This window comes from Plantibacter sp. (assembly GCF_059073635.1).
Genome location: NZ_JCACOF010000012.1, coordinates 302,326 through 316,080, shown reverse-complemented (window position 1 = coordinate 316,080; position 13,755 = coordinate 302,326). Strand labels below are relative to the sequence as shown.

The window sequence follows — 13,755 nt, the reverse complement described above, 5'->3', positions numbered from 1 at the left end:
TGACGGCGGCTCACCCGCCGCGCTCCGACCACACGCGGAACCCGCCGCCGTCGCCCGGGCCGAGGACGATGATCCCCGACTCGTCCGTGCGGAGGACCTCGGCCCCGGTGGCCTCGTACAGCTCGAGCGCCGAGCGCGTCGGATGCCCGTAGCCGTTGTCGGCCCCGACGGAGACGAGCGCAACGGTCGCACCGACCCGGCGCGCCAGGCGGTCACTCTGATCGGCGGAACCGTGATGCGACACCTTGACGATGTCGACCGCGTCCCCGAGCGCGTGCCGTCCGAGCAGCCGGTCCTGCGCTTCCTCACCGAGGTCGCCGAGCAGCAGCACCGATGCGGCGAGGAGGTCGAACCGGACCACCACGCTCGCGTCGTTCCCCGGTTCGACGCCACCTGCCGCGGGGTCCGGCCACAGGACGCGCCACGGCGCCGCGCTCTCCGGGACCCCCAGCACCCCCTGGTCCCCGGCGCCGGCCTGTCGCACCTCCGCACCGGCCGCTCGGAGCACTCGTGCGATGCGCTCGTCCTCCGGGTCGTCGACCGGCCCGAGCAGCACCTCGTCGACCCTGCCGACGACCGCGTCGAGGCCTCCGACGTGGTCGAGGTCGTAATGGGTGAGGACGAGCAGTTCGATGCGGGACACCCCGAGTTCGTCCAAGCACGCGCGGAGCGGTTCGGGGTCGGGCCCGACGTCGACCAGGGCGGTGGCGCCGCCCTGTCGCAGGAGGACCGCGTCTCCCTGACCGACGTCGCAGGCGGCGACGATCCAGTCGCCCGGCCGGTGCAGGGCCGGCCCGAGTCCGTCCCCGACCGCCCGACCGCACAGTGCCACGAGCGCCACGACAACCGCCACCCCGATCGTCCTCGACCACCTCGGGGGCAGGTCCCGACGGAACAGCAGGAGCGTGGCGATCAAGACGGTCGGCACGGTGACGAGCACGACGCCCAGCGGCCCCTCCGGCCACGGCACCCGCGCAGCAGGGACGCCCTCGAACCACCGGGCCACCGCTGCGATCCAGGTCGCCGGCACCCACCCGAGCCACGCGACGAGCCATGCGAGTGGTGGTGCGAACGGGACCAGCAGGCAGGCGAGCAGCCCGAGCATGGTCGCGGGCGCTGCGGCCGGGCCCGCGAGCAGGTTCGCGGGGACACCGCCGAGCTGGATCGCGGGGTCGAGGAGGACGAGCATCGGCTGGCAGGCGAGCTGGGCGGCTGCCGGGATCGCGATGAGGGCCGCGATCCCTCGCGGCAGCCACCTGCCCAGCAGGTCCGTGAGGGGTCCGCTCAGGAGCAGCAGACCACTGGTGGCGAGCACCGAGAGCCCGAACCCGTACTGCCCGGCCAGCCAAGGGTCGGCGACGAGGAGGACGACCACCGCCAACGACAGCGCGGCGAGGCCCCTGATCGGCCGCCCGAAGCCGCCCATCACCAGGACGAAGGCAGCCATGAGAGCCGCCCGCTGCACGCTCGGTTGGGGCGTCACGAGGACCACGAAGGCGACGAGGCACAGCAGGGCACACGAGATCCTGAGCTTCCGCCCGCCGCCGAGTGCCGCGACCGCGGTGCTGACGAGCCACACGATGACCGCACAGTTCGCTCCGGACACGGCCGTCAGATGCGAGAGTGAACTGCGCTGCATCGACTCCGTGACCGCGTCACTCACCTGACTCACATCGCCGATCGCGAGGCCGGGCAGCAGTTCCCCACCCGGGCCGGGCAAGGTGGACGCGAGCCCGACGAGGCCGGAACGGAGCGACGCCGACCAGTCGAGGATCGCCGGCGGCTCCCCCAGCAGCTCGGGTTCCTCCCGTGCGAAGAGCAGCGCTGCCCGCGCATCACCCGGCGCGTTCCATCGGAGCGAGCCGTCGACGCGCCAGCGCTCGCCGATCCTCGGCGCCCGATCCGCCGGCACCGGCGCGAAGACGAGGACCGGGACCGAGAGGCGCTCCAGGATCGCTGTGGTCTCCACTGGCCGTCACGAGGTCGGCCGCGAAGCGGATGCCGGACCCCGTCGTGACCGAACCGGTGGGCACGGCGTCGCCGGTCACCACGACCTCGGCATCCACTGGAGCGTTTCCGAGCGCTTGCAGCGCCTCCGGCTGCCGGTCAGGCGCGCGTGCGGCGATCGAGGCCGCGACCATGCCGAACAGCGCCGCGGCGCACGCGCACAGCAGGAGTGTCGTGATGACGACAGACCCTGTCCGACGCTCCCCCGGGCGATACTCCGCACGGCGACGCCGGACGACCGTGCTGCACCCGAGGCAGGCGGAGGCGACGAGGAAAGCGACCAGTACCCCACCCCAGGCCAGCGTTGGAGCCGCGCTGCAGACGGCCGCACCGACCCAGGAGACCGCCGCCGGGATGAGCAGGCGCGGGAACCGCATCGCGCTCTCACCTCGCCCGGATGTCGGTCCGGTGGCCGCGTCTGCGGTCACACCGTCGCCGCCGCGCGAAGCCCCTCGAGGGTCTTCGCGCCGATGCCTTCGACCGCGCTCAGGTCGTCGAGGGTGGCGAACGGTCCGTTCGCCTCCCGCCAGGCGACGATGCGTGCGGCCAGGGCCTCTCCGATCCGCGGGAGTGCGGTGAGTTCGGCCGCGGATGCCGTGTTCACGTTGACGAGCTGCGAGCCGGACGGACTCCCGGCAGCCGACCCGTTCGCGCCTCCGCCAGGTGGCACCTCGCCGACCACTGGGACGTACAGTTGCTCGCCGTCGTTCACGAACCGTGCGAGGTTCACGGCACTGGTGTCCGCTTCCGGTAGGAGGCCGCCGGCGGACGCTACCGCGTCGAACGCACGTGATCCGTCCGGCAGCCGGTAGACACCAGGGGCCGCGACCGCTCCGAGGACATGGATGAACAGCTCCCCCGTCGCCGAGCCGGCGGGCGCGGTCGCTCCCGGAGTCGCGCCGGGAACGGGGCTCGCGTCAGCCGACAGCTCCGCCCCACCGATCGTCCTGACCGCCCCGCCTGAGGTGAACAGCGAGACGAGGATGGCGACGACGAGGGCCGCGATCACCAGCACGACGACCGCCCCGGCACGGAACTCTGGGCGCGGTAGCTCACGCAGCAGGCGGCGTGTGGCCGAACGACTGGACGGCACCGGGTGGGACATGGGTTCCGGTTCGATGGTCATCCTCGAACGCTACGAGCCCGGACGCCCCGAACCACACGCTCACCGCCGCCGCGGGCACCGAACGCACCGCGACCGCCCCTGTGGAGCGCGTTCGCCTGGGATGCAGGATTCAGCCAGCTCGCCGACCGCCTCGGCGTCGACCGGTCGTCTTCCGACCGAGGGCGGTCAGACCGCTCTGGCCCGCGTCGGCCCGCTCTCGTGTCGAAGATCGCCCGAACCAGATCCACAGGGGGCGAGCCGTGGCGAGGATGAGCACCGCGAACAGGCTCTGATTGATGACGCCGAACCACGAGAGTCCGCCGAGCAGAACGAAGACGGTCCAGTTCACGGCGATGTCGGCGACGATCACCGTGATTCCGAGCACGATGCCGGCGCGCCGTCGAAGGATGATCAGCACAGCGGTGATGGGGTCCAAGACCGTGAGCGTCACCCAGAACAGCCGGACGCCGGGCGGGAAGCCGCCGTAGACGTCCAACCCGCCGAGGATCAGATCCGCGGTGTGCGTGGTCGTTCCGATCAGGAAGCCGATCACCCACAGGATCTGGAACACGCGGAGCGTTCGTACTGATGGGGCGAGAGCGGGCACCCGGTCATGCTACCGAGGAAGCACAGGCAACCGGGCGGGACGCGATCCGAGAACACCCTGCCGTCGGATGGGACACGGAGTCCGACTCGATGGTCGTGCCCGAGCGCTACGAGCGTGTTCGGGACGGGCCACAGGGCCCGCCCCGAACCGCATCAGCCCTTCGTGGCGATGCTCACCACGCGCGGGGCACGCACCACGACGTTGACGATCTCGCGGTCGCCCACGGAACGCTGCACAGCCGCACTCGCGCGTGCGAGCTGCTCGAGTTCCTCGCCGGAGATCTTCGGCGACACCTCGAGCCGGTCGCGGACCTTGCCGTCGACCTGCACCACCGCGGTCACCTGGTCCTCGACCAACAGCGACCGGTCGGCCTTCCGCCACGGCACCAGCGAGATCGACGGCTGGTAGCCGAGCTTGGCCCACATGTCCTCGGCGGTGAACGGCGCGAAGAGGTCGAGCGCCATGGCCGTCACCTCGGCGGACTCGCGCACGGCGGGGTCGCCCGCGCCGGGCCCGGCGTCGATCGCCTTCCGCGTCGCGTTGACGAGCTCCATGAGCCGTGCCACGACGACGTTGAACTTGCCCGCCTCGATGAGCCCGGGAGCTTCCGCGAGGAAGTGATGCGTGACCTTCCGCAGCTTCTCGTCGCCGTCCTTCCAGGCGACGTCGGGCGAGCTGGTGACGTCGTGCGCGACCCGCCAGGCGCGTGCCAGGAACTTGGCCGACCCGGCAGGCGAGACGTCCGCCCAGTCGATGTCGTCCTCCGGAGGACCGGCGAATGCCATCGTGACGCGCAGGGCGTCGGCGCCGTACGACCGCAGCTCCTGGGCGAACTCCACCAGGTTGCCCTTGCTCTTGCTCATCTTCGAACCGTCGAGGATGACCATGCCCTGGTTGAGGAGCGCGCTGAAGGGCTCGGTGAAGCCGACCTTGCCGAGGTCGAACAGGACCTTCGTGATGAACCGCGAGTAGAGCAGGTGCAGGATCGCGTGCTCGACACCGCCGACGTACTGGTCGACCGGCGCCCACTTGTCGGCCTCCTTCGGGTCGAACGCGATCTCGTCGGAGGTCGGGTTCAGGAACCGGAGGAAGTACCACGAGCTGTCGACGAAGGTGTCCATCGTGTCGGAGTCGCGCTTCGCAGGCTTCCCGCACGACGGGCAGTCCACGTTGATCCAGTCCTCTGCCGCCGCGAGCGGGCTCATGCCCTTCGGACGCAGGTCGAGACCCGCGGCGTCCGGCAGCCGCACGGGGAGCTGGTCCTCGGGGACCGGCACCTCGCCACAGGCGTCGCAGTGGATGATCGGGATCGGCGTGCCCCAGTAGCGCTGTCGCGAGATGAGCCAGTCGCGGAGGCGGTAGTTCTTCGTCTTCGCGCCGAGGCCGCTCGACGCGAGCGCAGCCGTGACCTTCGGGATCGCGTTCGCCTTGCTCAGGCCGTCGAAGGGGCCGGAGTTCGTCAGGCGACCGTCGCCCGTCAGCGCGACACCCGTCTTGGCGGGATCGATCGACGGGAGGTCCTCCGGCAGCTCACCGTCGACGATGATCGGGATGGCACCGGTGACGGGCTGGGTGGTGTCCACCACGACGCGCACGGGCAGGTCGAACGCCCGCGCGAAGTCGAGGTCGCGCTGGTCGTGCGCGGGGACCGCCATGATCGCCCCGTGACCGTAGTCGGCCAGGACGTAGTCGGCCGCCCAGATCGGCAGGCGCTCGCCACTCAGCGGGTTGATCGCGTAGCGCTCGAGGAACACGCCGGTCTTCTGGCGGTCGGTCGCGAGCCGCGCGATCTCGCTCTCACCCTTGACGCTGTCGAGGTAGGCCTGGAAGCGCCCCTTGACGTCGTCGGAGGTGTCGGCGACGAGCTCGGCTGCGAGCTCCGAGTCGGGCGCCACGACCATGAACGTCACGCCGTACAGCGTGTCGGGGCGGGTCGTGTACACGGAGACCGGCTCGGCACGACCCTCGATGGAGAACGAGACGTCCGCACCGTTGGATCGACCGATCCAGTTCCGCTGCATGCTGAGGACCTTGGCCGGCCAGGTGCCCTCGAGCTGGTTGAGGTCGTCGATCAGGCGGTCGGCGTAGTCGGTGATGCGGAAGTACCACTGGGTGAGCTTCTTCTTCGTCACCTCGGCGCCGCAGCGCTCGCAGTGTCCGTCGACGACCTGCTCGTTCGCGAGCACGGTCTGGTCGTTCGGGCACCAGTTGACGGGGCTCGCCTTGCGGTACGCGAGGCCCTTCTCGAACAGCTGGAGGAACAGCCACTGGTTCCACCGGTAGTACTCGGGGTCGCTCGTGTGGAGCTCGCGGTCCCAGTCGAACGAGGGGCCGTACTGGCGGAAGCTGGCCTTCTGCTGCGCGATGTTCGCGTAGGTCCACTCGCGCGGGTCGACGCCGCGCTGGATGGCGGCGTTCTCGGCGGGGAGACCGAACGAGTCCCAGCCGATCGGGTGCAGGACGTTGAAGCCCTGGTGACGCCAGTACCGCGCGACGATGTCGCCGAAGCCGAACGCCTCGGCGTGACCCATGTGCAGGTCGCCCGAGGGGTACGGGAACATGTCGAGCACGTACTTGCGCGGACGTTTGTCGGCAGGGTCGCCTGCTGCGAAGGGCTTCAGCTCGTCCCAGACGGGAAGCCACTTCTCCTGGATCGCCTGGAAGTCGTACCGCTCGCCGTCTCGGCGGTCGTCGGTGTTGCGCTCGTCTGACACGTCACTCTCAATCACTGCAGGTGCTGGGGGTGGAAGCCCGTGGGCTGCTCGCACGGCGCTCGGCCGCAGGATGGACGGGCTGGAGCGCACGACGGCGCTCCGTCCAACGGTCAAGCCTACCGGGATTCGGCAGGCGGACGTCCGACGCCGAGTGCCGCCAGCGGGGCCGCCGCCTTGGTCCACGTCTCCTCGAGCTCCTCCCGGGCGTCGGACAGCGCCGTGATGCCACCACCCGTGCCGATCGACGCACCCTGCGGATCGATCACGATCGAGCGGATGACCATGGCGAGGTCCATCGATCCGTCCGCGGACAGCAGGCCGAAGGCGCCGGCGTACACCCCGCGCGGTCCCGCTTCGAGGTCGTACAGCAGCTCCATCGCCCGGCGTTTCGGGGCCCCGGTCATCGATCCGGCCGGGAATGCGACCTCGACGACGTCGAGCGCGCCCAGCCCTGCGCGCAACCGTCCTTCGACGGTGCTGACGAGTTGGTGCACCTGCGGGTAGCTCTCGACGTGATGGAGAGCCGTGACCGCCACGGAACCCAGCTCGCAGACTCTGGAGAGGTCGTTCCGCATCAGATCGACGATCATGAGGTTCTCCGCGCGCTCCTTGGGACTCGCCAGCAGATCGGCGCGCTGACGGGCGTCCTCCTCGGGATCGGCACCTCTCGGCCGGGTCCCCTTGATCGGCTTCGTCCGGACGCGGCCGTCGGCCCAGACCTCGAGGAACTGCTCCGGTGACGCGCTCGCGACACTGATCGAACCGAACCGGAGGAAGCCGCCGTGGTGCGTGGGGCTCGTCCTGCGCAGCCGCAGATAGGTCGCGAACGGGTCGTGGACCCCGTCGACGCGCAGGTGGTTCGTCAGGCACAGCTGGTAGGCGTCCCCACGGGTGATGTGCTCCTGGCACCGCTCGACGAGCCGCACGTATGCGGCATCGCTGTGACGGGGCGCGCAGACCCCGCCGGCCGCCTCGGCCACGGGAGGAGGCTCGGTCGCCCTACTCAATCGCTCGACGGTCGTCGCGATCCAGTCGGGATCGTCCGACGAGATCGTCACCGTCCGCGCCGCATGGTCGAACCGCACCTGGTCGTCGAGGCGCAGGAAGAGCGCGTCCGGGGAGGCCGCCGCGTGCGACGGAACCCCGACGAGCCCTGCCCCCGACTCGTAGCCGAACCACCCGACCCAATCGCCCGGGTCGCCCTCCGCACGCACGGTACGGAGGGCGTCGAGGATCGTCGTCCGGTCGACCGAGGCGGACACCGGGGTGATGCGCTCCACCGTGCCGAGCCGGACGTCCGCGACGAGGCGTTCGGTCCCGCGTCCGATGAGACTGACGCCGGTCCGGGAGCCCTGGCCCGAATCCAACCAGGCCGCCCAGGGTTCGTCAGCGAACACGCGTCGGTAGACGTCCTCGGGCTCGGACCAGGCCGGGAGGACGACCTGCCGGCGTGCTCCGGTGGATCGCATCAGCCGACGGCCGCGATCGGCGGCGCGACGATCCGGAGGCGACCGGTCACGAGGCTGTCGGGGACCGGCGTGTGGGAGATCACGATGACCGCACGACCCTCGGATCCCGCGACACCGAGCAGGTCCTCGAGCAGGGCGGTCGCGCGCTCGGGATCGACGTTGGCGGTCGGCTCGTCGAGCACGAGCACGGGGAACTCGCGGAGGAGCGCACGGGCGAGGGCGATGCGTTGCGCCTGCCCTCCGGAGACGAGCGCGCCGTGCTCCCCCACCGGGCGGTCGAGTCCGCCGCGCTCGGCGAGCCAGGACGAGAGCCCGACCCGCTCCAGCACGGCCTCGAGTTCAGCGTCGTCGGCCGTGTCCCTGGCGAAGAGGAGGTTCTGGCGGATGTCGGCGTCGAAGAGGAACGGACGCTGCTCGACGAGCCCGACCGACTCGCGCAGCGTGTCCGGGCGGAGGTCGCGTGCCTCGACGCCGCCGACGCGGTACCCACCCTCGTACTCGAGGAAGCGGACGAGGGCGTGCGCCAGGGTGGTCTTCCCGGCTCCGCTGTCGCCTTCGACGAGCAGCCGGTCGCCGGCCGACAGCCGGAAGCTGATCGGTGCGAGCGCCGCCGTCGTACTCCCGGGCCACCGCGCGCTGAGGTGCTCCGCCTCGAGCATGACGCCGTCGAAGGTCGGCGTGAGGATGCTGCCGGTGTCCTCGTCCGGGATCTCGTCGGGTCGATCGCTCGGGACCGCGTCCGCCACGCGCTCGGCGCTCGCGACCGCCTCCCGCCAAGCCCCGAACGCGAGGGGCACCATCGCGCAGACCTCGAACACGGCGAGCGGGACGAGGACGATCACGGTGAGCGCGGGGCCGCCGATCGTTCCCAGCGCCGGCATGCCTGCCCACAGCGCCGCGACGACGGACGCCCCGGAAGCCAGGGAGAGGACGGCGCCGGCAACCCCGGCGCCCGCGGCCCGCCGCACCATCGCGCGCGTGAGTGCCGCGTCGGCATGTTCGATCCGTGCCCGCGCGGCGTCGACCGCGCCGTAAGCGGTCAGCACGTCGAGCCCGGTCACGAGTTCGAGCAGGGCTTCCGACAGCGCACCGCGCAGCGGCGCGAGTTCGCGTTCGGCGCGCGCCGCCACCCGACTCACGAGCAACCACGAGACGAGGAACGCCGCGACGAGGCAGACCGCGAGCGCGATCCCGGCGGCCGGGAGCAGCACGGTCGTGAGGATGACGGAGGCTCCGGCGACGACACCCGAGACCACCAGTGGTTGGACGACCCGCAACGGCACGTTCTGCAGCTCGTCCACATCGGTCACCAGGCGGGTGAGGAGGTCGCCCCGGCCGGTCAGCTGCAGTCCGTCGGGAGCCACCGGGATGACGCGTTCGATCATGCCGGCGCGCAGCTGCGCCAATTGACGGAATGCAGCATCGTGGCTCAGCAGGCGTTCGAGGTACCGGAAGGACGCCCGGGCCAGCGCGAACGCGCGCACCCCGACGACGGCGACACCCAGCTCGACGATCGAGGGCTGCTCGGCGGCCTTCGTGATGAGGAACGCGCTCGAAGCGAGGAGGGCGACGGCGGCGCCCGCGGAGAGGATGCCGGCCAGGAGGCCAGGGACGAAGCGGCGAGCCGGCGGCTGCGCCAGTCGGATGATCTGTCGGACGCGCTCATCCATGGAGCATCACCTCGTCGTCCTGGACGCGTTCCGACCGCACGGCGGATCTCGAGCACGGCATCCGCGTGTTCGACGATCGACGGTCGATGGGTGATGACGATGACGGCCGCCCCGGCCCGAGCGGCGTCGCGCGCGGCGTCGATGACGAGCGCCTCGGACGCGGCGTCGAGCGCCGAGCTCGGTTCGTCGAGCAGCAGCACCGGCGTTCCGGCATCCGCCGGGGTGCGCCGCAGCCGGTACAGGGCTCTCGCGATCGCGATCCGTTGCGCCTGCCCACCGCTCACGCCGTCGCCGACTGCGCCGATGGGGTGTCCGAGTGGCAGCGCGGACAGCCCGAGTGCTGACAACGCCTCGACGATGAGCACCTCGTCGGGTGCGTCATCGCCCAGCGCGACGTTGCTGCCGACCGTCCCCGCGATGAGGACCGGACGCTGCGGCGCCCACGACAGCCAGCGTCGTCCACCAGGCGTGGGCGACATGCGTCCTCCGTCGTGCAGGATCGATCCGGTGGCGTCCACGAATCCGAGGATCGCCGACGCCATGCTCGTCTTCCCGGCTCCGCTGGCGCCGACGACAGCCGTCACCACGCCGGCCGGGAACGTCGCGTCGAGGTCGTCCAACACCCGCAGCTCGTCGTACTGCACCCCGAGACCGTCGAGCACCAGGCCAGACGTCCGGCGAACGGAGTCGCCTGCTGTCGCCGGTGCGCCGAGCTGATCAGGAACGGACGGGGATTCGCGGACGGCCTTCGCCTCATCGAGGATCTCGAAGACCTCGTCGGCGGCGGTGACCCCCTCCGCGGCAGCGTGGTAGTTCGCGCCGACGTTCCGCAGTGGCAGGAAGGCCTCCGGGGCCAGGATCAGGACGAAGAGCCCCGTTCCGAGGAGGAGCGAGCCGTCGAGGAGCCGGAGGCCGATGCCGACCGCGACCACGGCGACGGCGAGACTCGACAGCAGTTCGAGGGCGAAGCCGCTCACGAACGAGAACCGCAGGACCTTCATGGTCTCGACGCGGTACTCCTCGGTGACGGTTCGGACCCGCTGCACCTGCCGGTGCTGCCGACCGAACAGCTTGAGGGTCGCCATGCCCGCGACGAGCTCGAGGAACCCGCGCGACAGATGGGCCAGGGTCTCCCACTGGCGCCGCTGCACCGCCTGGGTCGCGAATCCGATGAGGATCATGAAGACGGGGATCAGCGGGAGTGTCACGATCACCGTGATGCCGCTGAGCGGGTCCTGGATGAAGATCACCGCAGCGATGATCGGCATGGCGATCGCCGTGAGGATGAGCTGCGGGACATAGCGACCGAAGTACGCGTCCAGGGCGTCGAGCCCGCGGCCCGCCACGGTCGTCAGTGCGGCGGAGCTCCGACGCGAGACCCAACCCGGCCCGAGCGTCTCGAACGCGCCCGCGAGGGCCCGCCGCAACTGACTGCGGACGATCGCGGAGCCACGGGCGTTCACCGAGTCGGATGCCAGGACGGTCCCGGCACGCAGCACCACGATGCCGATCAGCAGCCAGAGCGACGGCAGGAGCTCCTCGACCGGATCCCCCGCGATCGACCGGGACACGAGCTGGGCCACGAACCAGGCGAACCCGAGCGTGCAGGCGGTCTGGACGAGCGCGATGACCGCGCCGAGTCCGAGGACCGACCGGGCTCCGCGGGCATAGCGGAGCAGTCGCGGATCGAGGGGGCGCACGATGACAGGTTAGTGCGCGGCGGCTTCGATGTGCTTCCGCGTGATGCGCTTGCGGAACACCCAGTACGTCCATCCCTGGTAGGCGAGGATCAGCGGCAGGAAGATCAGGGCGGTCCACGACATCACCGTGAGGGTGTACTCCGTCGAGGAGGCGTTCGCGATCGTCAGGCTGTTCGCCGGGTCGTTGCTCGCCGGCATCACCGCTGGGAAGAGCGCGGTGAACAGGGTGAGCACGGCCGCCGCGACGGTCACGGCCATGAGCGCGAACGCACGTCCTTCCAGCCCACGGCTGTTCGCGAACCAGGCGCTGATGAGCGAGACCGCTGCGATGGCCGCGAGGATCAACACCGGGAGCGAGAAGTGCGCCAGGACGGTCCACCCGAGGAACGACGCGGCGAGCAGGATGGCGACGAGCCCGGCGCGGCTCGCGAGGCGGCGGGCGCGCTCGCGGATGTCGCCCTCGGTCTTCAGCGAGGCGAACACGGCTCCGTGGGCGAAGAAGAGCACGAGCGTCGTGAGACCGCCGAGGATGCCGTACGGGTTGAGCAGGGTGAAGAGCGTGCCGGTGAAGTTGTGGTCGGCATCGAGCGGGACGCCCTGGACGATGTTCGCGAAGGCGACGCCCCAGAGGAAGGCCGGCAGGGCCGAGCCCACGATGATCATGAGGTCGAAGCGCCGTTTCCAGGAGGCTTCCGGCCGCTGGTGCCGGTACTCGAACGACACCCCTCTGATGATGAGCGCGAGGAGGATGAACAACAGCGGGAGGTAGAAGCCGCTGAACAGGGTCGCGTACCACTCGGGGAAGGCGGCGAAGAGGCTCGCACCGGCGACGATCAGCCAGGTCTCGTTGAGGTCCCAGACCGGCCCGATGGTGTTGATGAGCATCCGGCGGTCGGTCTCGTCCTTCCCGAGGAAGGGGATCGTCATGCCGACGCCGAAGTCGAAGCCGTCGAGGACGAAGTAGCCGACGAACAGTGCGGCGATGATCCAGAACCAGAGAATCGTGAGGTCCATGATGTGCTCCTAGTAGACCGTGGTCGCGGGGGCGGCGGGCTTCTGCACGCCGTCCTCGTCGGGTTCGGACAGCTCGATCGGGTCGGGCCCGGCCTTGATCGTCTTCTTCAGGAGACCGAACTCGACGACGAGCAGCGATCCGTAGACGACGGTGAAGGCGATCAACGAGATCAGGACATCGAGGCCGGTGGTGTTCGGCGAGACCGCGTCCTCCGTCTTCAACAGGCTGAAGACGATCCACGGCTGGCGGCCCATCTCGGTGAAGACCCAGCCCATGGTCATGGCGAGGAACGGCATCGGGACGGCCCAGACCGCGACGCGCCACATCCAGCGCTTCGGCTCGCGGCCCTTGCGGGTGAACCAGAGACCGGCTGCCGCGACGAGCATCGAGGCGAGGCCGAGGCCGATCATCCAGCGGAACGCCCAGTAGGTGACCCAGATGACGGGCGAGTAGTCGCCCGGACCGTAGAGCTGGGTGTACTGCGCCTGCAGGTCGTTGATGCCCTCCACCGTGCCGTCGAAGGTGTGGGTCGAGAGGAACGACAGGAGGTACGGGATGCGGATCGAGAAGAGCTCGTGGACACCGTCGGGTGTGCCGAGGGTGAAGATCGAGAACGAGGCGTCGGCACCGCTCGCCGTGTTGTACATCGCCTCCGCAGCCGCCATCTTCATCGGCTGGGTCTCGACCATGGCGAGGCTGAGCTGGTCGCCGGCGAGCATCGTGGCACCACCCGCGAGGAGCATGCTCCACGCACCGACCTTGAGCGCCGGGCGCATCGCCTCGACGTGCTGGCCCCGGGCGAGGTGCCAGGCCGCAGCGGTGATGATGACGGCTGCGGAGACCATGAAGCACGCGAAGATCGTGTGCGGGAAGGCGGCCAGGGCGACCTTGTTGGTCAGCAGCTCCCAGATGTTCGTGAGCTCGGCGCGGCCTCGCTCCTCGTTGATCCGGAAGGCGACCGGGTTCTGCATGAAGGCGTTCGCCGCGATGATGAAGTAGGCCGACAGCACGGTGCCGAGTGCCACGATCCAGATGGTGGCGAGGTGGAGCTTCGGTGACAGCTTGTCCCAGCCGAAGATCCAGAGTCCGATGAACGTCGCCTCGAGGAAGAACGCGAGCAGGCCCTCGAGTGCCAGCGGTGCGCCGAAGACGTCGCCGACGAACCTGGAGTAGGTGGACCAGTTCATGCCGAACTGGAACTCCTGGACGATGCCCGTCACGACGCCCATGGCGAAGTTGATGAGGAAGATCTTCCCGAAGAACCGCGTGAGCTGCAGGTAGTGCAGCTTGCCGGTCCGGACCCAGGCGGTCTGGAACCCGGCGACCGTCACGGCCATGCCGATGGTCAGCGGCACGAAGATGAAGTGGTAGACGGTGGTGAGGCCGAACTGCCAGCGGGACAGCAGTAGCGGGTCGAGTAGGTCGTTCACGATGAACACTCCATTTTTCGCGGCATCCAGGGAAGGCG

The 13,755-nt window shown here is 70.0% G+C and carries 8 protein-coding genes and 1 pseudogene; all 9 read right to left on the bottom strand.

Going from position 1 to position 13,755, the window contains the following annotated elements:
- Window positions 1-10: 10 nt before the first annotated feature.
- A complete protein-coding gene (locus AC5JOC_RS18800; RefSeq protein WP_494246988.1) occupies window positions 11-1,969 on the bottom strand; it encodes a ComEC/Rec2 family competence protein in 1,959 nt (652 codons plus the stop codon).
- A 462-nt stretch (window positions 1,970-2,431) separates the two neighbouring features.
- Window positions 2,432-3,133: a ComEA family DNA-binding protein gene (locus AC5JOC_RS18795; RefSeq protein WP_494246987.1), complete on the bottom strand. Its 702-nt coding sequence runs from the start codon at window positions 3,131-3,133 to the stop codon at window positions 2,432-2,434.
- 109 nt (window positions 3,134-3,242) lie between these two features.
- Window positions 3,243-3,719, bottom strand: a complete 477-nt coding sequence (locus AC5JOC_RS18790) for a hypothetical protein (RefSeq protein ID WP_494246986.1) — start codon at window positions 3,717-3,719, stop codon at window positions 3,243-3,245.
- 152 nt (window positions 3,720-3,871) lie between these two features.
- Window positions 3,872-6,433 carry a leucine--tRNA ligase gene (gene leuS, locus AC5JOC_RS18785; protein WP_274499818.1) on the bottom strand — a complete coding sequence of 854 codons (2,562 nt, stop codon included), beginning with the start codon at window positions 6,431-6,433 and terminating at the stop codon, window positions 3,872-3,874.
- 116 nt (window positions 6,434-6,549) lie between these two features.
- The gene (locus AC5JOC_RS18780; protein WP_494246985.1) at window positions 6,550-7,902 is read right to left on the bottom strand and encodes an anthranilate synthase component I family protein; all 1,353 of its coding nucleotides are present in this window, start codon (window positions 7,900-7,902) and stop codon (window positions 6,550-6,552) included.
- Window positions 7,902-9,572 (bottom strand): thiol reductant ABC exporter subunit CydC, encoded by a 1,671-nt coding sequence (gene cydC, locus AC5JOC_RS18775; RefSeq protein WP_124769204.1) that lies wholly within the window; start codon window positions 9,570-9,572, stop codon window positions 7,902-7,904. The genes AC5JOC_RS18780 and cydC overlap by 1 nt, the downstream gene beginning before the upstream one ends.
- A gap of 59 nt (window positions 9,573-9,631) precedes the next feature.
- Window positions 9,632-11,272 (bottom strand): annotated as a pseudogene (cydD, locus tag AC5JOC_RS18770) (thiol reductant ABC exporter subunit CydD); the annotation flags it as partial.
- A 9-nt stretch (window positions 11,273-11,281) separates the two neighbouring features.
- Entirely contained in the window at window positions 11,282-12,286 is a 1,005-nt protein-coding gene (gene cydB, locus AC5JOC_RS18765; RefSeq protein ID WP_064295578.1) for a cytochrome d ubiquinol oxidase subunit II, read from the bottom strand.
- A 9-nt stretch (window positions 12,287-12,295) separates the two neighbouring features.
- Complete coding sequence (locus AC5JOC_RS18760; RefSeq protein WP_079003899.1) at window positions 12,296-13,717, bottom strand: cytochrome ubiquinol oxidase subunit I; 1,422 nt, start codon at window positions 13,715-13,717, stop codon at window positions 12,296-12,298.
- Window positions 13,718-13,755 lie beyond the last annotated feature (38 nt).